Raw genomic sequence first — 22,067 nt, 5'->3', positions numbered from 1 at the left:
GGCGACAACCACACACCCATGCGCGGGTGGCGGAATAGGTAGACGCGCTAGCTTGAGGTGCTAGTGCCCTTTAACGGGCGTGGGGGTTCAAGTCCCCCCTCGCGCACAGAACGAAATGGCCCCTGACCTGAGATTCTTCTCTCGAGGTCGGGGGCCTTTCTCGTGCCTCGCGGTCGTCGTGCGCACTCGGCGCGCGCACTTCGTGCTGCCGTCCGGATCTGCGACCACTGATCACGCATACGCGCCAGTTCTCTGCATCCGCGCCAAAGATAACTGGCGCGGATGCAGGGAAGAGGCGCGTGTGTGGTGCGGCGCGTGTCGGTAACTGGCGCGGATGCCGAGAACGGGCGCGCGAGTGTGATGGCGCGCGCATGCCGAGACGAGCGGGGCCGGTACCGTGGAAGCCATGCCAGACACCGCCGACCTCCCCGAGGTCGCCCGCATCGCGCGCGACCTGATCCGGTTCGACACGACCAATTACGGCGAGGGCCGCAGCAACGGCGAACGCGAAGCCGCCGAGTACGTCGGCGCGTACCTCGGATCGCTCGGCCTCACCCCCGAGTACTACGAGCCGATCCCACGCCGCACCAACCTCATGGCGCGCGTTCCCGGGCGCAACCGCGACAAGCCCGCGCTCGTGCTGCACGGCCACCTCGACGTCGTGCCCGCCGTCGCTGCGGACTGGAGCGTCGATCCGTTTGCGGGCGTCGTCAAGGACGGCATGCTGTGGGGGCGCGGTGCCGTCGACATGAAGGACATGGATGCCATGATCATGGCATCCGTCGCAGACCTCATCCGTGCGGGCGAGCAGCCCGAACGCGACCTGATCCTGGCGTTCTTCGCCGATGAGGAGGCCGGTGGGGTCGAGGGCTCGCAGCTCGTGGTCCGCGACCGGCCGGAGTGGTTCGCCGGCGCCACCGAGGCGATCAGCGAGGTGGGCGGCTACTCGATCTCCGTCGGCGACCGCCGCGCCTACCTGCTGCAGGTGGGGGAGAAGGCGCTCGTCTGGATCCGCCTGCACGCCCGCGGCGCCGCAGGCCACGGCAGCCGCTTCCACCCCGACAACGCCGTCACGCGTCTCGCCGAGGCCGTCGCGGCACTCGGCCGCAGCCCGTGGCCCATCGAGCTGACCGCGACCACCCGCGAACTCGTGGACTCCCTCGCCGGGCTGTCGGGGACGGATGCCGGTGACCCCGACGCCGTCGCGACGGCAGCGGGACCGGCGGCTCCCTTCCTGCAGTCGACCTTCCGCACGACGACGAACCCGACCGGGCTGACCGCCGGGTACAAGCACAACGTGATCCCGGATGCCGCGGTCGCCGCCATCGACATCCGCACCCTCCCCGGTCAGGAGGACGCCGTCCTCGCCGACGTGCAGCGCATCGTCGGCGACGACATCGCCATCGAGGTCGTCCACCGCGACATCGGGCTCGAGGTGCCGTTCGGAGGGTCCCTCGTCGACGCCATGGTGGGCGCCCTGGGACGCCATGATCCCGGCGTGCCGGTCCTGCCGTACCTGATGGGCGGCGGCACCGACAACAAGGCCCTCGCCGAGCTCGGCATCGCCGGATTCGGCTTTGCGCCGCTGCGCCTTCCGGCGGGCCTGGACTTCACCGGTATGTTCCACGGGGTGGACGAACGCGTCCCGATCGACGCGCTCACGTTCGGCCAGCAGGTGCTGACCGACCTGCTGCGCTCCTACTGACGTCACATCCCGACCGGCACCGCCCGGCATCGAAAGGCACCCATGCACGCCATCGAGGCGATCATCCTCGGACTCATCCAGGGGCTCACCGAGTTCCTGCCGATCTCCTCCAGCGCGCACCTGCGCATCTTCGGAGAGTTCCTGCCGTCGGCCGAGGACCCCGGCGCGACGTTCACCGCGATCACGCAGATCGGCACCGAGGTCGCGGTGCTGGTCTACTTCTGGAAGAAGATCGTCCGCATCGTCGCGCAGTGGTTCAAATCGCTCACCGGCGCGGTGCCCCGCAATGACCCCGACGCCCGCATGGGGTGGATCGTCATCATCGGCACCATCCCGATCGGCGTGCTCGGCTTCCTGTTCCAGGACGTCATCCGCGACACGTTCCGCAACCTCTGGCTCGTCGCGATCGTGCTCATCGTGTTCGGCGTGATCCTGGGCATCGCCGATGCGCTCGGCAAGCGCACCCGCGAGGAGAAGGACCTCACCTACCCGCACGGCCTCGCCCTCGGCTTCGCCCAGGCTCTCGCGCTCATTCCCGGCGTCTCGCGCTCGGGAGCGACCACCACGATGGGCCTGGCGCTGGGCTACACCCGCCCGGCCGCCGCCGAGGTGGCGTTCCTGCTCGCCGTGCCGGCCGTCTTCGGCAGCGGGCTCTACGAGCTGCTCCAGGCGATCCAGGAGCCCGGCACCGCCGTGTTCACCCTCGCCGAGACGGCGCTGGCGACCGTCGTCGCCTTCGGGGTGGGCCTGGCGATCATCGCGTTCCTGATGAAGTACCTCAAGCGCGGCAGCTTCCTGCCGTTCGTGATCTACCGGATCGCGCTCGGGGTCGTGCTGATCGTGCTGCTGGCCACCGGCGTGCTGTCCGCGTACTGAGCGCGTGCCCGTGAGGGTGCGTCAGCGGCGCCCGTCGTCACGCCCGTGGCCCTTGGGGCCCTCGCCGCGGCGCAGGTACCGCTCGAACTCCTGCGCGATCGCATCGCCGGACGCTTCGGGGGAGTCCCAGGTGTCTCGGGTGCGCTCGAGCTGCTTGATGTACTCGGTCATCTCCTCGTCGTCCGCGGCGGCAGCGTCGATAGACGCCTCCCACGCGAGCGCTTCGGCGGGCAGCTCGCCCCGAGGCATCGTGGCGCCGGTGATCTCGCCGAGCCGATCCATCAGCGCGAGGGTGGCCTTCGGCGACGGAGTGTGACCGGCGACGTAGTGCGGCACGCTGGCCCACAGCGTCGCGGTGGGGATGCCGGCATCCGCCGCCGCGGCCGCCAGCACGCTCAGGATGCCGACCGGTCCCTCGTAGGTCGTCTTCTCCAGGTCCAGCTTCTGACGGACGTGCTCGTCGTCGCTGCCGCCGAACACCGAGATGGGTCGGGTGTGGGGGACATCCGACATCATCGAGCCCAGCGCGACGAGTCCGGTGATGTCCTCGCTGAGCGCGGCGTCGATGAACTCAGCGACGAAGGCCTGCCAGGCGCGGGCGGGTTCCACGCCGCTGAGCACCCACAGTCGCGTGGCGTCGTCGCCGGGACCCGGGCGCCACAGCGTGGCATCGGGCCAGGTCAGGGAGCGCTTGCCCTCGGCATCCATCTGGATGTGCGGGCGGGTGTACTGGTAGTCGAAGTACAGCTCCGGATCGACCGCGAACACCGCTTCGTGACCGCCGGTCGCGCGAATGCGGGCCGCGGCGGCCGACGCGGCTTCACCGGCGTCGTTCCAGCCGTCGAAGGCGACGACGAGTACGCGTTCTCCGAGAGGTCCCACCGCGCTCCTTCCGTTGAGGTTCCCCCCACGATACGCCGGGCAGGCAGTGTGCGGGCCACCCCCGCGGCTTGTCGCGAGGCCGCCGATAGGATGGACCGATGCCCCTCCTTCCCGCCGCGGTCCTCTGGGACATGGACGGCACGTTGATCGACACCGAGCCGTACTGGATGGCCGCCGAGACCGGCCTGGTGACCGCGCACGGCGGAACCTGGTCGCACGAGCAGGCGCTCCAGATGGTGGGTATGGGGCTGGAAGATGCCGCGGGGGTCTTTCAGGAGGCGGGTGTCCGGATGCCGGTGCACGAGATCGTCGCCCACCTCACCGCCGAGGTCACCGCGCAGCTTCAGGCGCAGGGCAACCCGTACCGCCCCGGTGCGGTGGAGATGCTGCGCGGACTGCGGGACGCCGGCATCCCCACGGCCCTGGTGACCATGTCGATGCGGAGCATGGCCGACGTCTTCCTCGCCCAGCTCGGGTTCGACGCGTTCGACGTCGTCGTCGCGGGCGACGACGCGACCCGGCCCAAGCCCTTCCCCGACCCCTACCTGCAGGCCGCGGAGGCGCTCGGTGTGGCGCCGGAGGACGCGCTGGCGATCGAGGACTCGCCGAACGGCATGCGATCGGCCGTGGCCTCGGGCGCCGTGACGCTCGGAGTCCCGCTCATGGTCTCGCTGGTGGGCACCGGGGCCGACGCACTGTGGGACACCCTCGAGGGGCGCACCGTCGCCGACCTCACCGACCACTTCGCCGCGCACCGCGCGGGAGCGACCCGATGAACGCCGACCTGCGGCCGTCCGGACCCTTCCGCTACGGCGACCGCGTGCAGCTGACCGGGCCCAAGGGCCGTCTGCACACCATCACCCTGCGCGAGGGCGGTGAGCTGCACACCCACCACGGCGTGCTGAAGCACGAGACGCTCGTGGGGCAGCCCGACGGATCGGTCGCCACGAACAGCGGGGGACACGAGTACCTCGCGCTGCGGCCGCTGCTGCGCGACTTCGTCATGTCGATGCCCCGCGGCGCCGCGATCGTCTACCCGAAGGACGCCGCGCAGATCCTCGCCGCGGCCGATATCTTCCCCGGCGCCATCGTGGTCGAAGCGGGCGTCGGCTCGGGCGCGCTGTCGCTGTGGCTGCTCCGCGCGATCGGCGCCGAGGGCCGCCTGCACTCCTTCGAGCGCCGCGAGGAGTTCGCGCAGGTCGCCGAGGCCAACGTCGAGACGTTCCTCGGGCACCGGCCGGACACGTGGGACGTCGTCGTCGGCGATCTCGTCGAGCAGCTGCCGGACGTTGCGGCCCCGGCATCCGTCGATCGGGTCGTGCTCGACATGCTCGCGCCGTGGGAGTGCATCGATGCCGTCGCCGAGGCGCTCACGCCCGGGGGCGTCGTGCTCTGCTACATCGCCACCGCCACGCAGCTGAGCCGCGTGGCGGAGTACCTGCGGGCGACCGGGCTGTTCACCGAGCCCGAGGCGACCGAGACGATGGTGCGCGGCTGGCATGTCCAGGGTCTCGCAGTGCGTCCCGACCACCGCATGGTCGCGCACACCGGATTCCTCATCACCGCCCGGCGGCTCGCGCCCGGCGCCGTGCCGCCCGATGTGCGCAAGCGTGCCCTCAAGAAGCCGAGCTACGGCGACGAGGACATCGAGGTGTGGACGCCCGGCGCCGTCGGCGACCGCGCGATCACCGACCGGAATCTGCGCAAGCGCGTCCGTGAAGCGCAGCGCGCGGCCGACGGAGCGCGGCTGGCATCGGGCGCGGGGGAGCCCGCCGGCGACGACGTAGACTGATCCGGTGCGCCGGATCCCTGCTGTCTTCGCTGTCCTCGGGCTGTCTGCCCTCGCCCTCGTCGGCTGCGCGTCGGCACCGGGGGCCTCTGCCGCGTCGTGCGAGCGCCCCACGACCGACTCGTCGGCCATCGGCCTGATCGACGTCACCGGCGAGTTCGGCGACCCGACCGTCACGGTCGAGCCCCCGGTCTACGTCGACGAGACGGTGTTCGCCGATGAGATCGTCGGCGAGGGGCGCGCGGTGACCACGCGTGCGCAGGACGTGCAGTTCACCACCGCGATCCTCAACGGCAAGACCGGCGAGACCCTGGTGACCGCGCCCTCCCAGGTGCTGCCGGTCAGCCAGTGGGCGACGCAGTACGAAGGCATCGCGAAGATGCTCGAATGCGCCACCGAGGGCTCACGCATCGTCGGCGCCGTCCCCGCCGACGACCTGGGAGAGCAGGCCGCCACGAGCCTCGGCGTGGCCGACGGCGAGTCCGCCGTGTTCGTGATCGACCTGCACACGGTGTACCTCGCCGCCGCGGACGGCGTGCCGCAGCGGATGACCGACAACTCGCTGCCGCAGGTCGTGCTGGCACCCGACGGGCGCCCCGGCATCGTCGTGCCCGACAGCGACCCGCCCGCCGACCTGGCCGTCGAGGTCCTCAAGAAGGGCGACGGCGAAGAGGTCACGGCCGATTCGAACGTCCGCGTGCACTACACGGGCGTGACGTGGGCCGAGCGCGAGGTCTTCGACTCCAGCTGGGAGAAGGGCGCATCGGCGACTTTCACGCTCGACGGTGTCGTCCCCGGCTTCGCGCAGGCGCTCGAGGGGCAGACCGTCGGTTCACAGGTCCTCGCCGTGATCCCGCCCGAGCTGGGCTACGGCGACCAGGCGAGTGGCTCGATCCCGGCAGGATCCACCCTCGTGTTCGTGATCGACATCCTCGGCATCGACCAGACCCCGACACAGTGACGCGGGTCGGATCGGCGCCCGCGCACCGGTCCTAGGATGGTCGAGTGGCCCCCGACTCGAACTCCGCGGAGACGAACCGCAGCGCTCCCGAGGAGCGGCTGGTCAACCTCGTCGTCGCGCTGCTGGCGACCGAGCAGGGCCTGACCAAGGACACGATCCTCACGTCGGTGTCGGGCTATCGCGAGCAGAGTGCCGCCGGTGCGTCCAAGGACGCCCTGGAGAAGATGTTCGAACGCGACAAGGAGAATCTCCGCGGACTCGGCGTTCCGATCGAGACGATCGGCGACTACGCCGATCCGGACGACCTGCGCGAAGCCCGCTACCGGGTGCCGACCAGTGAATACGAGCTGCCCGTCGACATCGACTTCACGCCCGCCGAACTGACGGTGCTGAACCTCGCCGGGGGTGTCTGGAGTGAGAGCTCGATGTCGGCGCAGGCGCGCAGCGGGCTGCGCAAGATCCGTGCGCTCGGGCTTGAGGTCGATGCGCCGATCATCGGCTACTCGCCGCGCATCAACCTGCGCGAACCCGCGTTCGATCCGCTCCAGCGCGCGATCGAGCAGGCGCGGGTCGTGACCTTCGACTACCTCAAGGGCGGCGACGAAGACACGCACCGCCGCCGCGTGCAGCCCCTCGCGCTCGTCGAGTTCGAAGCCCGCTGGCACGTGTACGGGTTCGATCTCGACCAGAACGCCGAGCGCACCTTCCTGCTGTCACGCATCGTGTCGGCCGTGCAGGTGACGCGTACCGGGTTCGATGCGCAGTTGCGCGAAGGTGCCGGCGAGAAAGCCGTCGCCGGGCTCCAGGAGCTCGCCGCGCGCCAGTTCGCGCTGCTCGAAATCGACCCCGGCACCGAAGCGGCGCTGCGACTGAGCCGGCGTGCCGCCCCCGCCGCGCAGGGCATCCACGTGTCCTATGTCGACGCCCACATCTTCGCCGACGAGCTCGCCTCGTACGGTCCCGAGGTGCGCGTCGTCGAGCCGGCCGATCTGCGCGACAAGGTGATCGCGCGGCTGGAGCGCACGCTCGCGATCCACGGGGGTGCCCGGTGAGCGCCGCGCAGCTGCTGGCCACCGACCGGGCCGCGATCATCCTGCAGCTCGTGCCCTACCTGATCGGCAAGGGGGAGGTCTCGGTCGCCGAGGCCGCCGACGAGTTCGACGTGACGCCCGAGCAGATGCGCGCGATGGTCGAGAAGTTGACGGTGATCGGTCTGCCCGGCGACGGCGGCTTCTGGCAGATGGCCAACGACCTGTTCGACATCGACTGGGACCTGCTCGACCAGCAGGATCTCATCTCGATCACCAATCCGGTCGGTCTCGAACGCGCCCCGCGGCTGACGGCCCGGGAGGCGGCCGCCCTGCTCGCCGGGCTGCAGCTGGCGGCGTCACTGCCCGGCGTCGGCGACAGCGGCGTGGTGCAGGGGCTGCTCACCAAGCTCGCCCGCGGCGCCGCCAGCGCGCCGGCACAGGTCATCGTCGCGCCGGACGCGGTGGACGACGTCCGCGTGGCCGTGGATGCCGCCCTGCGCGCCGGGGTCGCGATCTCGTTCGCGTACAAGGCCCCCGACAAGCCCGTCACGACCCGCACCGTCGACCCCGTGAAGGTGCACATCGCCGACGGGCAGTGGTATCTGCAGGGCTGGTGCCACCTGCGCGAGGCGATGCGCACGTTCCACCTCGACCGGGTCAGCGACGTTCAGCTCACCGACATCGCGATCACGCATGGCGGCGACATGGTCCCCGAGCTGTTCGAAGCGAGTGAGACGGATGCCGTGGCCGAAATCCGCTTCGCCGCCGACCTCCTGCCGCTCATGCCGGCCTATCTCGACCGCGCCACTGTCGCCGCCGACGGCGATCGCCGTGTCGGGCGGGTGCGCGTCGCCGATGGCCGCACCCTCAAGCGACTCGCTGCGCGACACGGCGGTGAGATCGAGGTGCTGGCGCCAGAATCGGCACGTGCCGCGACCGCCGCGTGGGCCGCGGCGGGGCTCGCCCAGTATCGCTGACCACTCTCGGCGGCACGGCAGGTACACTGGGACAACGCTCTGATGAGGGGATGCCATGCCTTCCAACCTGTTCGCAGGTCCACACCTGTGGATCCTCCTGATCGTCATCCTGCTGCTGTTCGGTGCGGCGAAGCTGCCGGCGCTCGCCAAGAGCATGGGACAGTCCGCCCGCATCTTCAAGGGTGAGATGAAGGCGATGAAGGACGACGGCTCCGCTGCAGATGCCACCGACGTCACCGGCCAGAACACGGCCACCCCGACGGCACCGGCCGCGGGCACGGCGCCGTCGATCGCCGCCGAGCCTGCACCGCCTTCCGGACCCGGCACCTCCGCCGATCCTCAGCGCTAGCGGTCAGTGGCTACGGCCGAACGCCCGCGCCTGAGCGACGATGTCCCGCGCCGGGACAAGAAGATGTCGCTGGGCGAGCATCTGATCGAACTGCGCAAGCGCGTCCTGATCGCCCTCGCCGCCCTCGTGGTGGGCATGATCGTCTCGTTCGTGTTCACCGACGCGATCATCTGGGCGATGAGTGAGCCGATCCGCATCGTGGCGGACCAGCGCGGGGAGGATGCGGACGCGATCGTCCAGCTCATGTACTCGACGGTCACCGGACCCTTCGACATGCGGCTGCGCATCGCGTTCGCGGTGGGCATCATCATCTCGGCACCGGTGTGGCTCTGGCAGCTGTGGGCCTTCCTCATGCCCGGCCTCACCCGCAAGGAGATCCGCTACACGGTCGGCTTCGTGGCTGCCGCGGTCCCGCTGTTCTTCGCCGGGTGCTACGTCGGCTGGTGGGTCATGCCGCACATCGTCGAGATCATGGCATCCTTCTCGCCCGAAGGATCAGCGAACCTGTACGAAGGCAAGTACTACTACGACTTCGTGTTCAAACTGCTGCTCGTGGTGGGGGTCTCCTTCATCCTGCCGGTCTTCCTCGTGGCGCTGAACCTTGCCGGCATCATGACGGGAAAGGCGATCCTCAAGGGATGGCGCGTCGCCGTGCTCATCGCCGTGGTGTTCGCGGGCGTCGCGACCCCGGCCGCAGACGTGGTCAGCATGCTCATGCTCGCCGGCATCCTGATCGTCCTCTTCTTCGCCGCGGCGGGGCTGTCGCTGCTGTTCGACTGGCGACGCCGCAGACGTGACACCGTGGCGCTCGGACCTCTTCCATGACCGACCCCGCCGACCGGTTCGCGCGCGCCGAGGCGGCTGCCGCCCATCCGATCACCGCGGACTTCGCGGCCGCCCAGCGGTTCGAGCTCGATCCGTTCCAGATCGCCGGGTGCCATGCGCTCGAAGACGACCGCAGCGTGCTCGTGGCCGCGCCCACGGGCGCCGGCAAGACGATCGTCGGAGAATTCGCGGTGCACCTGGCCATGCGCGAACCGGGAGCCAAAGCCTTCTATACGACGCCGATGAAGGCGCTGTCGAATCAGAAGTTCCGCGAGCTGCAGGCCGTGTACGGCGAGTCCGAGGTGGGCCTTCTCACCGGCGACACCAATATCAACGGCAACGCGCGCGTCGTGGTGATGACCACCGAGGTGCTCCGCAACATGCTGTACGCCGACTCGCCGGCCCTCGAGGGCCTGCGGTTCGTCGTGATGGACGAGGTGCACTACCTCGCCGACCGGTTCCGCGGGGCGGTGTGGGAAGAGGTCATCATCCATCTGCCCTCACCGGTGCGGGTGGTGTCGCTGTCGGCCACGGTCTCCAACGCCGAGGAGTTCGGCGATTGGCTCGACACCGTGCGCGGCGACACGGCCGTGATCGTGTCGGAGACGCGCCCGGTGCCGCTCGAGCAGCACGTGCTGGTGCGCGGCGACCTGCTGCCGTTGTTCGACGACCGCGCCGGCATCGCGACGGCACAGGTCAACCGCGAGCTGATGCGCGTCCGGTCGCCCAAGGGCGTGAACTTCGAGAACAACCGACGCTCCCAGCAGTACCGATCCGGCGGCGGGCGTCCCGCACGCAATCAGAAGCGCCCGAACGCGCAGCGCATCGAGCGGATCGACCGGCCGGAGGTGATCCGGCTGCTCGAGCGCAGCAGCCTGCTGCCGGCGATCTTCTTCATCTTCAGCAGGGTCGGCTGCGATGCGGCCGTCGAGCAGGCCCGTCGCGCCGGGATCCGGCTGACCACCCGTGAGGAACGCGACGAGATCCGTCAGATCGTCGACGCACGCACTCGCACCCTGCAGGACGAGGACCTCGCCGTCCTCGGATTCTGGGAGTGGAAGGAGAACCTCGAACGTGGTGTCGCGGCCCACCATGCGGGGCTGCTGCCGGCGTTCAAGGAGATCGTCGAGGAGCTGTTCCAGCGCAAGCTCGTCAAGGCCGTGTTCGCCACCGAGACCCTCGCGCTCGGGATCAACATGCCCGCCCGGACGGTCGTGCTCGAAAAGCTCGAGAAGTTCAACGGCGAAGCGCGCGTCGCGATCACCGCGGGGGAGTACACCCAGCTGACCGGCCGCGCCGGTCGCCGGGGGATCGACGTCGAAGGCCACGCGGTGATCCAGTGGACCGAGGCCCTCGACCCGCAGGCGGTCGCAGCCCTCGCCTCACGCCGCACGTACCCGCTGAACTCGAGCTTCCGGCCCACCTACAACATGGCCGTCAACCTGATCGACAGCTTCGGCCGGGCCCGAGCACGCAAGATCCTCGAGTCGTCATTCGCCCAGTTCCAGGCCGACCGCGCGGTCGTGGGGCTCGCGCGTCAGGTGAAAGAGGCCGAGGAGACGCTCGCCGGCTACGCCGAGGCGATGACGTGCGACCGTGGCGACTTCGCCGAATACGCCGCGCTGCGCCGCGAGCTCAGCGATCTCGAGAAGAGCGGTCGGGGCGACCAGCACGCTCCGCACGCGGCCCGGCAGAAGCGTCAGCAGCAGATCCAGGGACTGCGGCGCCGCCTGCAGCGTCACCCGTGCCACAGCTGCCCGGACCGGGAGCACCACGCCCGCTGGGGCGAGCGGTACGAGCGGCTGGGGCGCAAGGCCGACAAGATCCGTCAGCAGATCGCGACCCGCACCGGGACCGTCGCGCGCGTGTTCGACCGAGTCGTCGATGTGCTCTCGGCCCTGGACTACGTCGTCATCGACTCCGACGGCACGACGAGCCTGACCGCCGCGGGTCGCACGATGCGCCGGATCTACGGTGAGCGCGACCTGCTGGTGGCCGAGGCGCTGCGCCGGAAGCTCTGGGACTCGCTCGATGCGCCGAGCCTTGCGGCCCTGGCATCCTGCCTCGTCTACGAGCCTCGCGGAGACGCCGGCGATGCGGAGACGCGCGCGCTGCCGCGTGGTCCGTTCCGGCAGGCGCTGAGCGAGACGCAGGACCTGTGGTCGCGGCTCGACGACCTCGAGCGCGATCACCGGCTGCCGGGATCGGAGCCTCCCGCGACCGGTCTCGCCCCCGCGATGGCGGCGTGGGCGCGCGGCATTCCCCTGGATCAGGTCCTGGACATGGCGGACATGGCCGCGGGCGACTTCGTGCGCTGGACGAAACAGGTCATCGACCTGCTCGACCAGCTGTCCATGGTGGCCGACGCCCCCGTCGCGACGACCGCGCGCAAGGCGCTCGAAGCGGTGCGCCGCGGCATCGTCGACTACAGCTCGGTGTGATCGCCGGCCCGACCGGGCGGTGGCGGACTCCTCCGGGCAACACCGCTTAGGCTCGATAGGTGCCCGAACGCCCTCGCCCGCTGCTGCCGATGTGGTTCGCCCTCATGGCAGCCGTCGCCGGCGGGGCGGTCCTCGATCTCGCCTTCCCCGACATCGGCTGGTGGCCGCTCGCGTTCGTCGGCGTGACCCTGTCGCTCGTGTCGCTCATCGGCCGGTCCGCGTGGGGTGCGTTCGTCGTCGGGTTCGCCTTCGCGGCATCCTTCTACCTCATCCACATCATGTGGATCACCCGATACCTCGGCGTGGTCCCGTGGTTCGCGCTGGCGGGCATCGAGACGCTGCTCAGCGCGCTCGGGGCGATCGCGCTGTGCCTGGCGTACCGCTGGCTGCCGCGCGTCGCGCCCGGCCGGTGGGGGCGCCTGCTGGCTCTCCCCGCCCTCATCGCGGGTCTGTGGACCGCGCGCGAGCAGTTCCTCGGCTCGTGGCCGTACACCGGCTTCCCGTGGGGGCGCATCGGAATGAGCCAGTCCGAGAGCCCGCTCGCCGAGCTGTCGTCCTGGACGGGAGTCAGCGGGCTCACGTTCCTGATGGTGTTCCTCGCCGCCGCGGTGATCGAATGGGCGCGGATGTGGCAGTGGCGCGACGTGCGCACCGCGGTGCCGGCGCTGGTCGCTGCAGTGCTGATGGTGGCGGTGCCGCAGTTCCCGACGATGGATGCCGGGACCATGCGCGTCGGCGCCGTTCAAGGCAACGGTCCCGCGGGCTACTTCGACGAGCGCGAGCCCTACGCCGTGCTCGACGCGCAGCTGAAGGCGACAGAGCCGCTGCTGGACGAGGACATGGACGTGCTGCTGTGGCCCGAGGGCGGGATCGACGCCGACCCCACGAACAACGAATCGGTGGCGCAGGTACTCGACCGACTTTCGGCCAGGATCGATGTGCCTCTGCTCGTCAACGCGGCCACCGTGCGCGGCGAGGACGTGTTCAACACGTCGATGCTGTGGCAGGACGGAGCCGACAACCCCGTCGCCTACCACGACAAGAGCCACCCCGTGCCGATGGGGGAGTACGTGCCCGATCGCTGGTTCTACGAGATGCTGGCCCCCGATCTCATCGGGCTCATCCAGCGCGAGTACACCCCGGGCACCAATCCGCCGTTCTTCGACGTCGACGGCGTCGGGGTGGGCTTGGCGATCTGCTTCGACGTCATCTACGACGACGTCATCTGGGAGGGTGCGCGTGAGGGCGCCGAGGTCTACATGTTCCAGACCAACAACGCCGACTTCCGCGACACCGACGAGAATCTCCAGCAGCTCGCCTTCGCCCGCATGCGCGCGATCGAGACCGGCCGCGCCGTCGTGAACCTCTCGACGGTCGGCACGAGTCAGGTCATCGCCCCGGACGGATCGACGATCGAGTCGCTGCCCGCGGCCGAGGCCGGGGCGATGCTCACCGACGTGCCGCTGCGGACGGGACTCACCTCGGCGGTGGTCATCGGCCCCTGGTTGCAGCTGCTGCTCGGCTGGGGAAGCCTGGCCGCGCTGGTGGTCGCCTGGGTGCTCGCGCGCCGCCGGGGGACAGCGAAGACGCCGGCCTCGAACGAGGCCGGCGTCGACGGCTGACGATCAGGCGGTGAGTCGGGCGCTGCCGCCGCGACGCTCGCGCAGCAGCGCGAGGCGCTCTTCGAGCAGCTCTTCCAGCTCGGGGAGCGTGCGGCGCTCCATCAGCATGTCCCAGTGGGTGCGGGCGATCTTGTCGCCCGAGTGGTCGACCTCGGCGACACCATCGCCGACGCGGCGCAGGGCTTCGGCACCGCAGGTGCGGCACTCCCATGCGTCGGGCACTTCGGCGTCTGCCGCAAAGGTCAAGACGGTCTCGCGCTGGCACTGCGTGCAAGCGTAGGTGTGGTTGGCGCGCTCATGAAAAACGACGCCCTCTTCGCTCTGTAGGCTTGAGGCGCCGATCCGTGAGCCACGCAGGCTGCGATCTGCCATTGTGTGGTCCTCTCGTCGTCTTCAGGTATAACGCGTCCACCTGTGCGGATCATCCGAGGAACCTGGATCGGACGGGCTTTCACAGACTATCTTCAGTGGACGCGACTACGCGCGGCCGGCCACGGTGGCCAGCGCCACATCCGCGCGGTCGGTGACGATGCCGTCGACCCCCATGTCGAGGAGCCGCTCCATCTCGGCGGGGTCGTTGACGGTCCATACGTGCACCTCGACGCCGGCCCCGTGCGCGGCGGCGATCACGCGTGGCGTGACCACCCGCAGACGCCCGTATCGCTCGGGGATCTGGAGGGCATCGATGCCGGCCAGCGCTCGGCGCACGAGGCGATCGGAGTGGGCGGCGGCCGCCGCCAGAACGCGCACCATGGTGCCTGTTCCGGCCGAGGCGGCCGGCTCGCCGCCGGCCGCGCGGGCGGCGGCCATCGCGACCCGGCGGCGGTCGTCATCGAAGCTCGACAGCAGCACGCGCTCGGCATGGCGGGCCACGGCCCTGCCCATCGGCTCGGCCGCCGCAGCAACCTTCACGTCGAGGTTGAATCTCAAGGTCGGGAATGCGTCCAGGGCCTGCGGCAGGCTCAGCAGCCCGCCGCGCGTGCCCATGACGCGCTCCAGTTCGCGGAACGTGACCGCTGCCACGGCCCGAGGGTCACCGGCCACCCGTGACAGGTCCTCGTCGTGGAAGAGGACGACTTCGCCGTCGGCGGTCAGATGACAGTCCGACTCGACGTAGATCGCCCCGGCCGCGTGCGCCGCGGCGAACGCGGCCGTCGTGTTCTCCGCGATCCCTTCGGAGTCGGCCGGCACGAGCCCGCGATGAGCCAGTACGCGCGGTGTCGGTCCGGCCGTGAACCAGGGGTGGGTCACGTGGATGCCGGCGGCTCAGCCGCGGGCGTGTCGGGGGCAGCCGCGGGCGCACCCTCCGCCGCAGAACTCCGCAGCGTCGCGCGCGTCTCACCGGGCATCGCCTGCGCTTCGGTGGTGATCTCTGCGGCCTCTGAGGCCGCGTCGCGCGCGGCGGAGACGGCGGCATCGGCGATCTCGCTCGCCGTGCCGGAGCCTTCCGCGGGTGTCGCCCGGTGCGGACGGGTCTGCGCCCGGCCGGCGAACGCCTCGCCGATGCCGCTGAGCGCCGAGGTCAGCTCGCTCGGCACGATCCACAGCTTGCTCGACGGGCTCTCTGCGATCTTGGGCAGCGTCTGCAGGTACTGATAGGCGAGCAGCTTGTCGTCCGGATCGCCCACGTGGATCGCGTCGAAGACCATCTTGATCGCCTCGGACTCGCCCTGGGCGCGCAGGACCGCGGCCTGCTTGTCGCCCTCGGCGCGCAGGATCTCGCCCTGACGGCGACCCTCCGCTTCGAGGATCTGCGCCTGCTTGGATCCTTCGGCGGTGAGGATCGTGGCACGGCGCTCGCGCTCGGCGCGCATCTGCTTCTCCATCGAATCCTGGATCGAGTGGGGCGGGTCGATCGCCTTCAGCTCGACGCGCGAGACGCGCAGGCCCCACTTTCCGGTGGCTTCGTCGAGCACGACGCGCAGCTGGCCGTTGATGTTGTCGCGGCTGGTCAGCGCCTCTTCGAGGTTCAGACCGCCCACGACGTTTCGCAGGGTCGTGGTGGTGAGCTGCTCGACCGCGCTCAGGTAGTTCGCGATCTCGTAGGTCGCCGCGCGGGCGTCGGTGACCTGGAAGTACACGACCGTGTCGATGGAGACGACCAGGTTGTCTTCGGTGATGACCGGCTGCGGGGGGAAGGACACGACCTGCTCGCGCATGTCGACGAGGGGGCGGAGCCGGTCGATGAAGGGCACGAGCAGGTTCAGGCCCGGGCTCAGCGTGCGCTGGTAGCGACCGAGCCGCTCGACGACGCCGGTGTAGGCCTGCGGGATGATGCGGATCGACCGGAACAGCATCACGATCACGAAGATCGCGACGACGACCAGCAGGACGATGATGAATATCTGGCCGATGAAGGCTCCGACGTCAACCATGGTCGATGGTCCTTTCTTCGGGGGCGGCTTCGGGAGCGACCTCGACCGTCGCGCCGCGCACGGCGCGCACCACGACGCGGCTGCCGACGTCGAGCTGTGTCGCATCGCCGTCGATGAGACGAGCGGTCCAGGTCTCGCCGTTGTCGAGCTTGACCGAGCCGTCACCGTCGACGAACGGGACGAGAACGCGCGCGCTGATGCCGTAGAGCGCGTCGACATTGGTCGGCTGGAGGGCGCTGCTGCGCCGCAGGGCCCGGAGCAGGAGCGGGCGGATGGTGAACAGCAGCAGGCCCGAGACCGCCGCCGCCATCAGCACCTGCAGCCACCACGGGCCGCCGAGGAGGTTCACGCCGAGACCGCCGATCAGAGTGCCTGCGGCGAGCATGAGAAAAGTGAACTCGAGGGTCATCAGCTCGACGATGACGAACAGCAGCGCGAGCACCAGCCACACGATCCACATGTACTGCGTGAGGTCCGGCAGCATCGACGCTCCTTCCCGAGATCCCTGCTTCGACACTATCGGACCACGGCCGGCCCGGCGGGAAGCGATTGCTAAAGTTTGGAGCGGTCGCGGCGCTCGTCGCGCGCACACCGATTCCGCAGGAGCAGTTCCATGTCCCAGCCCATTCCCGCCGGCACGCTCACCGGCCGCACCGCCCTCGTCACCGGGTCGTCGCGCGGCATCGGAGCCGACACGGCGCGCTATCTCGCCCAGGGCGGGGCGAATGTCGTCATCAACTTCCGCAACAAGGCGCCGCGTGCCGAGAAGCTCGCGACCGAGCTGCGCGAGCTGGGCGTCGAGGTGCTGGTGGTCGGTGCGGATCTGACCGATCCGGCATCCGTCCAGGAGATGTTCGACGCCGTCAAGGAGCGCTTCGGCAGCCTCGACATCCTCGTGCTCAACGCCTCGGGCGGCATGGAGAGCGGGATGGCCGAGGACTACGCCCTGCTGCTGAACCGCGACGCGCAGGTCAGCGTGCTCGAGACCGCCCTGCCGCTGCTGCCCGAGGGCGGCCGCGTCGTGTTCGTCACGAGCCACCAGGCCCACTTCATCCGCACGACGCCGACGATGCCCGAGTACGAGCCGGTCGCGCTGTCGAAGCGTGCCGGCGAGGACGCACTGCGCGAGCGCATCCCCGCGCTCACCGAGCGCGGCGTGGAGTTCGTGGTCGTCTCGGGCGACATGATCGAGGGCACCATCACCGCAACGCTCCTCGAGCGTGCGAACCCCGGCGCCATCGCCTCGCGTCGCGAGTCAGCCGGCAAGCTCTACAACGTGTCGGAGTTCGCCGCCGAGGTCGCCCTCGCCGCGGTCGAGCCGATCGCCGCCGACAACACGCGCCTCATCGGCGACACCAGCTCGTTCGGTGGGGAGTGACCGTGCGGGCGACGGATATCGACGGCCTCGTCTCGGTCGGCCGGCCCACCCTCGCGCCTGACGGCTCGTTCGCGATCTTCGCGGCCTCGCGCCCCGACGTCGCCGCCGACCGCACGGTCGGGCAGCTGTGGCGGGTCGATCTGCGCAACCTGGCGAACACCACACCGCGGCGTCTCACGCGCGGCGTGGCCGACCGTGCGCCGCGACTGTCCCCGGACGGTGCTCGCGTCGCGTTCGTTCGCAGTGACGACGCCGGCAAGGGGCAGATCTTCGTGATGGATGCCGGGGGAGGGGAGCCGGTGCAGGCCACCGACGCCACTGCCGGCGTGGGATCGTTCGACTGGTCGCCCGATGGCACACGCCTGGCCTACACCGCCCGCGTGCCCGAGAAGGGGCGTTACGGAACCGTGGAGGGGCGGGATGCCGCGGCGGAGCCGCCGCGCCGCATCACCGGCATCCGCTGGCATGCCAATGGTCTCGGCTACATCATCGACCGGCCTTCGCACGTGTTCGTGATCGACGCACCCGACCCGGGCGCCGAACCGTTCTACGCCCCGGCACCCGTCGTGGTCGCCGAGGGGGAAACCGCCCCCAAGCAGACGGTCGTCGCAGCCGAGGCCGTCCAGCTGACCGACGGCTCCCAGTCGCACCAGGGTGTCGTGTTCACCGTCGACGGCAGCGAAGTGCTCACGCTCCCCGACGAGATCGAGTCCGAGCGCCGCGATCTGCGCTCCCGCCTGATCTCCGTGGCCGTCGACGGATCCGGGCAGCGGGAGGTGGTCGGCCGCGATGCCGGGCTGTCGATCGGCGACGCCGCCGTCGCCGCGGATGGCACCATCGCGCTGCTGGCGTCGGCTGTCGGCGCAGAGGGGACGGACTTCGTCGCGCCGGGCGTGGGACTGTGGCTGGTCGAAGACCACGGCGTGCGCGCGCTCACCGACGCCGAGAGCCTCGACTTCGGCGAGGTCGACTCGCACATCACGGTCATCGGCGACGACTTCCTCGTGCAGAACCGCACCCGCGGACGCGTCGAGCTCTTGCGGATCGGTCGCGACGGTGCGGTCACGACCGTCCTCGACGGCGACGTCGAGGTGGCCGGTCAGGACGCCGCGCACACCGATGAGGGTGACCGGATCGTCGTCGCGTATCGCGCGCCCGACACCTTCGGTGAACTCGCCGTGGTCGGCGCGGGCACCGTCACCGACTTCGGGGCGAAGGTGCAGCGCAGCGGCCTGATCGTGCCGACGGAGCTCGAGATCCGTGGCCGCGACGGGTACCCCGTGCACGGCTGGGTCGCGACGCCGGAGGGGGAGGGGCCGTTCCCGGTCATCCTGCAGATTCACGGCGGGCCGTATGCCTCGTATGGCATACATCTGTTCGATGAGACGCAGGTGCTCGTCGACGCCGGGTACGCCGTCGTCTACTGCAACCCGCGGGGGAGCGCCGGCTATGGCCGGGCGCACGGCCGCAGCATCCGCCGGAAGATGGGAACGGTGGACTTCCACGACGTCATGGACTTCCTCGACGGCGCCATCGCGTCGGACGGGCGGCTGGACGGCGATCGCGTCGGCGTCATGGGCGGGTCGTACGGCGGATACCTGACCGCGTGGGTCATCGCGCACGATCACCGCTTCGCCGGTGCGATCGTGGAGCGCGGCTTCCTCGACCCGGCCAGCTTCGTGGGCACGAGCGACATCGGATCGTTCTTCGGCGACGAGTACGTCGGCACGGACCCCGAGCAGATCGCCGCGCAGAGCCCGCTGGCGGTCATCTCGCAGGTGAAGACGCCGACGCTGGTGCTGCACTCCGAGCTCGACTACCGGTGCCCGCTCGAACAGGCCACGCGCTACTACGCCACGCTGAAGCGCCAGGGCGTCGAGGCGGAGATGCTCGTGTTCCCGGGGGAGGACCACGAGCTGACCCGTGGCGGCCGCCCGCGGCACCGCGTCGAGCGGTTCGACGCCATCGTCGACTGGTGGCGGCGCCACCTGCCGGTGGGCTGACGCCCACACGCACGAAGAACGCTCCGGAGCCGTTGAGCTCCGGAGCGTTCTTCGTATGCGGGCGTTACTTCTTGCCGAAGGTGAACGCGCGCACGATGTTGATGATGCCGAGGACGATCGCCGAGATGCCCAGCAGCCACCACAGGATGACCGCACCCCAGAGGGGCGAGAACAGCAGCACGATGCCCGCGATGATCGAGAGGATCGCGAAGAAGATCGTCCAGCCCTTCGACCCCGCGTCGCCGAGGGTCGAGAGCGACACCACGCCTTCGATGATCCACATGATTCCGACGAGGATGCCGACGAACACGGCCAGCCAGGCGGTCGTCGCGCCGAGATTGAAGAACGCGATGATGCCGGCGATGATGAACAGCACGCCCAGGGCGATGTGGCCGACGCGCGCCCACCCGCCCTTGGTCTTGGAGAAGATCCCGAGTCCGGCGTAGGCAAGTCCCGCGGCGATCGCGTAGATCGCGACGATGGCCGTGACGACCATCGCGGTCTTGCCCGGCCAGACGAGGATGAGGATACCGAGGATGACCGCGAGGACGCCGCCGATGCCGAGGGCGGTGCGGATACCGTTGACGGCCGACTTCTCGAATGAGGTTTCGGTGGACATGAGGGCCCTTTCTGGGAAATTCCTGTGCGGAAACTCCTTCAGGTTAGACCTTCGAATGCAACAGGGAGGACACCGACTCGCGGGGGAGTCGCATCGTTCTCAGATCGGCATCCGTTCGTTTTCAGCCGAGAAAGACCATGATCAGGAGCAGAACCGGCACGCAGCCGACCGTGGTGAGGAAGACGGTATCGCGTGCGACGGTCTCGCCGACGTCGTAGCGCTGGGCGTAGTTGAAGACATTCTGCGCTGTCGGCAGCGCCGCGAGCACGGTCACAATGAGCACGTCGTGCGCGGGCAACTGGAACAGGAAAGTGGCGGCGGCCCAGGCGGCCACCGGCATCACGATCAGTTTCAGGCTCGTCGCGAGCACGATGTCGCGCCGTCGGCCGGATGCGCCGAACACGCGCTGGCCGTGCAGTGAGATGCCGTAGGTGATCAGCAGCACGGGAACGCAGGCGTCCGCGATGAGCGTCAGCGGCTCGATGACGATCGGGGGCATCTGGATGCCGGATGCCGAGACGATCACGCCGAGCACAGAGCCCAGGACGATGGGGTTGGTGACGGTGCGCCGGAGGATGGGGATCATGCGTCGCTGACCCGTCGAGACCGCCTCGAAGATCGCCATCGAGATCGGCGTGAAGACCAGCAGCTGCAGCAGGATGACCGGTGCAGGGTACGCTGCACTGCCCAACAGGTACAGCGACAGCGGAATGCCCATGTTGTTCGAGTTGACCTGGCCGGCCGACAGGGTGCCGATGAGCGTCTCGCCGACGTCACGACGCCAGACGAACCGCATGACGACGATGGCGATGGCGAACACGAAGACCGCGGCGATCGCCGACACGGGCAGCAGGGCCGAAAAGAGCAGATGGATGTCTGCTTGCGCCAGCACGACGAACAGCAGAAACGGGGACAGGACGAAGAACGTCAGTCGGCTGAGGACGTGGCGCGCGTGCGGGCCGAGCAGATCGATGCGTCCGATGATCCAGCCCACCAGGATCGCGACGCCCACCACGACGAACCCGGTGAGCGTATCCAGCATGCTTCGAGCCTATGGCGGTTGGAGGGCGTCTCCGTGCGGGTGCCCGCCGCCAACGCGATTCGTCCTTATCTTCCACCTTTCTGCCTGCGCGGACGGGCTGCCGTCCTGAGATTCGGCAACGACTTCGCGCGAACAGACATCGGCTCGGCGCTGTAATCGGGCAGACGCCGAGTCTGCATCGCTTGTCGTGCTTTCGCCGATAATGCACATTATGTCAGCTCGAAGATGGCATGTTCCCCTTGGATGCGAATACGACACCTGGCACGACTCCCCCTGCTAGTTCCCTGCCGGCCAGTGTCCGCCGCGCTCGCTATGGTTGCGGATGAGAGACCTCTCATCTTCCCGCCGAGCAGACAGGCTGCACTGTGACCGACCAGGATCCGACCCCCGAGGCTGCATCGCCGCAGCCCGACATGCCAAGTCCTCCTGTACCCCGTATGACCGCGAAGTGGGTCCGCTGGCTTATCGCTGCCAGTGCCGTGCTCATCCTCGCCGGCGCAGGTGCTGGGTTGGCCTTCGCTTTGTCGCAGCCCACACCGATCGAGCGGGCTGGCGCCGAGTGCGCAGGCAACAAGCCGTTGTTGCGGCTGTCCGCCACCGAGGACAGTGCCGACAAGCCCGCCAAAGACAACGCGGAAGGCCTCACCGACGAGGAAGCTGGCGAGCTGTTCGATGAGTACTTCGATGGGGTCGTTTCGGTAGAAGACGGCGGGCAGACTCTCATCGTGGCCACCAAGCCACAAGACGACGACGTGCTCGGCGTGAGCTCCTTGGCTCTCACCTGCGTGCAAGAGAGCTTAGAAATGCCGAAATGGCTGATTGAGAGCATGGGCCAGACCCGGTCGCTCGACGGGCGGCTAAGCGGTGAATGGGACAGTTTCTCCGCGCAATGGAGCTATCACCCGGATAACGGCGTGAACCTCATCATCGTCCAGAAGTAGCCCTCCACGCGGGCCGGCTGGCGGTGGGACTGACGTACCTGCAGGTTCTTGTGGGTAATCCCTACGCGCGGGTCTGTCGGGAAGTCTGTGTATGAGGGGTTCGACGTGGCTGGTGAGCACGCGGACCGCGGTGTCGCCCAGGGAGCGATCGGCCGGCTCCTCGGGCTCGCCCCGTGGGGACCGGACGTGACCTACGTCCTGTACCCCAAGACACCCGACGCGGTGCTCGCTGTCCGCGCATTCGAGTCCCG

At 69.4% G+C, this 22,067-nt stretch carries 21 protein-coding genes and 1 tRNA gene; 15 read left to right on the top strand and 7 right to left on the bottom strand.

The features are described from left to right. Positions 1–20 precede the first annotated feature (20 nt). The 3 genes from BKA10_RS05350 (at position 21) to BKA10_RS05340 (ending at position 2,581) form a co-directional block, all read left to right on the top strand. Positions 21–106 (top strand) — tRNA-Leu (locus tag BKA10_RS05350). A 300-nt stretch (positions 107–406) separates the two neighbouring features. Then, a complete protein-coding gene (locus BKA10_RS05345) occupies positions 407–1,705 on the top strand; it encodes a M20/M25/M40 family metallo-hydrolase (protein ID WP_183498937.1) in 1,299 nt (432 codons plus the stop codon). 42 nt (positions 1,706–1,747) lie between these two features. Further along, positions 1,748–2,581, top strand: a complete 834-nt coding sequence (locus BKA10_RS05340; RefSeq protein WP_183498936.1) for an undecaprenyl-diphosphate phosphatase — start codon at positions 1,748–1,750, stop codon at positions 2,579–2,581. 21 nt (positions 2,582–2,602) lie between these two features. Here BKA10_RS05340 and BKA10_RS05335 read toward each other — a convergent pair whose 3' ends face one another. Then, positions 2,603–3,463 carry a PAC2 family protein gene (locus BKA10_RS05335; protein WP_183498935.1) on the bottom strand — a complete coding sequence of 287 codons (861 nt, stop codon included), beginning with the start codon at positions 3,461–3,463 and terminating at the stop codon, positions 2,603–2,605. Between the two features lie 98 nt (positions 3,464–3,561). On the opposite strand from BKA10_RS05335, the gene BKA10_RS05330 reads away from it, so the two are divergent. From BKA10_RS05330 to lnt, 9 genes are all read left to right on the top strand, one after another. Further along, positions 3,562–4,239, top strand: a complete 678-nt coding sequence (locus BKA10_RS05330) for an HAD family hydrolase (RefSeq protein ID WP_241739908.1) — start codon at positions 3,562–3,564, stop codon at positions 4,237–4,239. Then, entirely contained in the window at positions 4,236–5,255 is a 1,020-nt protein-coding gene (locus tag BKA10_RS05325) for a tRNA (adenine-N1)-methyltransferase (protein ID WP_183498934.1), read from the top strand. Before BKA10_RS05330 ends, BKA10_RS05325 begins: the two co-directional genes overlap by 4 nt. 4 nt (positions 5,256–5,259) lie before the next feature. Further along, complete coding sequence (locus BKA10_RS05320) at positions 5,260–6,213, top strand: FKBP-type peptidyl-prolyl cis-trans isomerase (protein ID WP_183498933.1); 954 nt, start codon at positions 5,260–5,262, stop codon at positions 6,211–6,213. A gap of 44 nt (positions 6,214–6,257) precedes the next feature. Beyond that, on the top strand, positions 6,258–7,265 hold the full coding sequence (locus BKA10_RS05315; protein WP_183498932.1) for a helix-turn-helix transcriptional regulator: 1,008 nt from the start codon (positions 6,258–6,260) through the stop codon (positions 7,263–7,265). After that, the gene (locus tag BKA10_RS05310) at positions 7,262–8,221 is read left to right on the top strand and encodes a WYL domain-containing protein (protein ID WP_183498931.1); all 960 of its coding nucleotides are present in this window, start codon (positions 7,262–7,264) and stop codon (positions 8,219–8,221) included. Before BKA10_RS05315 ends, BKA10_RS05310 begins: the two co-directional genes overlap by 4 nt. A 55-nt stretch (positions 8,222–8,276) precedes the next feature. Next, on the top strand, positions 8,277–8,570 hold the full coding sequence (locus BKA10_RS05305; RefSeq protein ID WP_183498930.1) for a twin-arginine translocase TatA/TatE family subunit: 294 nt from the start codon (positions 8,277–8,279) through the stop codon (positions 8,568–8,570). A 63-nt stretch (positions 8,571–8,633) separates the two neighbouring features. Next, positions 8,634–9,395 (top strand): twin-arginine translocase subunit TatC, encoded by a 762-nt coding sequence (tatC, locus tag BKA10_RS05300; RefSeq protein ID WP_183501067.1) that lies wholly within the window; start codon positions 8,634–8,636, stop codon positions 9,393–9,395. Then, positions 9,392–11,836, top strand: coding sequence for a DEAD/DEAH box helicase (locus tag BKA10_RS05295; RefSeq protein WP_183498929.1), 2,445 nt, complete (start codon positions 9,392–9,394; stop codon positions 11,834–11,836). The genes tatC and BKA10_RS05295 overlap by 4 nt, the downstream gene beginning before the upstream one ends. Before the next feature lie 89 nt (positions 11,837–11,925). Then, the gene (gene lnt, locus BKA10_RS05290) at positions 11,926–13,458 is read left to right on the top strand and encodes an apolipoprotein N-acyltransferase (RefSeq protein ID WP_183501066.1); all 1,533 of its coding nucleotides are present in this window, start codon (positions 11,926–11,928) and stop codon (positions 13,456–13,458) included. Positions 13,459–13,461: 3 nt separating this feature from the next. On the opposite strand, the gene BKA10_RS05285 is transcribed toward lnt, so the two are convergent. From BKA10_RS05285 to BKA10_RS05270, 4 genes are all read right to left on the bottom strand, one after another. Beyond that, the gene (locus BKA10_RS05285) at positions 13,462–13,830 is read right to left on the bottom strand and encodes an RNA polymerase-binding protein RbpA (protein ID WP_183498928.1); all 369 of its coding nucleotides are present in this window, start codon (positions 13,828–13,830) and stop codon (positions 13,462–13,464) included. Between the two features lie 105 nt (positions 13,831–13,935). Beyond that, complete coding sequence (locus BKA10_RS05280) at positions 13,936–14,709, bottom strand: glycerophosphodiester phosphodiesterase family protein (RefSeq protein ID WP_183498927.1); 774 nt, start codon at positions 14,707–14,709, stop codon at positions 13,936–13,938. Further along, positions 14,706–15,833: an SPFH domain-containing protein gene (locus tag BKA10_RS05275; RefSeq protein ID WP_241739909.1), complete on the bottom strand. Its 1,128-nt coding sequence runs from the start codon at positions 15,831–15,833 to the stop codon at positions 14,706–14,708. The genes BKA10_RS05280 and BKA10_RS05275 overlap by 4 nt, the downstream gene beginning before the upstream one ends. Next, complete coding sequence (locus tag BKA10_RS05270) at positions 15,826–16,317, bottom strand: NfeD family protein (protein WP_183498926.1); 492 nt, start codon at positions 16,315–16,317, stop codon at positions 15,826–15,828. Before BKA10_RS05270 ends, BKA10_RS05275 begins: the two co-directional genes overlap by 8 nt. A gap of 129 nt (positions 16,318–16,446) precedes the next feature. Between BKA10_RS05270 and BKA10_RS05265 the strand changes: the two genes are divergently transcribed. Beyond that, entirely contained in the window at positions 16,447–17,211 is a 765-nt protein-coding gene (locus BKA10_RS05265) for an SDR family oxidoreductase (RefSeq protein ID WP_183498925.1), read from the top strand. A 2-nt stretch (positions 17,212–17,213) separates the two neighbouring features. Beyond that, positions 17,214–19,214: a prolyl oligopeptidase family serine peptidase gene (locus tag BKA10_RS05260; RefSeq protein ID WP_183498924.1), complete on the top strand. Its 2,001-nt coding sequence runs from the start codon at positions 17,214–17,216 to the stop codon at positions 19,212–19,214. Between the two features lie 64 nt (positions 19,215–19,278). On the opposite strand, the gene BKA10_RS05255 is transcribed toward BKA10_RS05260, so the two are convergent. After that, a complete protein-coding gene (locus tag BKA10_RS05255; protein ID WP_183498923.1) occupies positions 19,279–19,833 on the bottom strand; it encodes an HdeD family acid-resistance protein in 555 nt (184 codons plus the stop codon). 121 nt (positions 19,834–19,954) lie between these two features. Continuing rightward, positions 19,955–20,875: an AEC family transporter gene (locus BKA10_RS05250; RefSeq protein ID WP_183498922.1), complete on the bottom strand. Its 921-nt coding sequence runs from the start codon at positions 20,873–20,875 to the stop codon at positions 19,955–19,957. Between the two features lie 437 nt (positions 20,876–21,312). Here BKA10_RS05250 and BKA10_RS05245 point away from each other — a divergent pair, with 437 nt between their 5' ends. Then, positions 21,313–21,816, top strand: coding sequence for a hypothetical protein (locus tag BKA10_RS05245; protein WP_183498921.1), 504 nt, complete (start codon positions 21,313–21,315; stop codon positions 21,814–21,816). Positions 21,817–22,067: the final 251 nt, after the last annotated feature.

Origin of the sequence: Microbacterium invictum (assembly GCF_014197265.1) — a bacterium.
In the GTDB taxonomy this organism is placed as follows: Bacteria; Actinomycetota; Actinomycetes; order Actinomycetales; family Microbacteriaceae; genus Microbacterium; species Microbacterium invictum.
This window is presented reverse-complemented; position numbering and strand designations above follow the sequence as displayed.